Origin of the sequence: Streptococcus suis (assembly GCF_002960425.1) — a bacterium.
Taxonomy (GTDB): Bacteria; Bacillota; Bacilli; order Lactobacillales; family Streptococcaceae; genus Streptococcus; species Streptococcus suis_S.
In genome coordinates, this window is the sequence record NZ_POIZ01000098.1 from 1 (window position 1) to 301 (window position 301).

Here is a 301-nt window from a genome sequence, read left to right on the forward strand (position 1 = left end):
ATCCTACCAAATACAGGTTCGACATCCACCTTGCGTTTGGCATAAATGCGGGCTCCCTCTTTACTTGTCAATTCCTCTTTGACTAAGTTCTTGAAATAGTTCCACGTAGGATTATACTGAATTTGTTTGAGGTTTCCTTTCTCTGTCCGTGCTAACTGGTCTAACTCTTCACTAGCTTGTACAGGATCAGCTTCGTAAATCTTAATATCTTTCTCAAAACCATTCTGCTCCGTTCTTCGTGAATAATTCTTAAACGAGTAGACAACCCCATCTGGTTTTATCCACTGGTCAGAATCTTCTA

1 pseudogene is annotated in these 301 nt (G+C 40.2%); it reads right to left on the reverse strand.

Annotated elements, in window-relative coordinates:
• Positions 1-301: pseudogene (locus C1G57_RS10865) on the reverse strand (IS5/IS1182 family transposase); the annotation flags it as partial.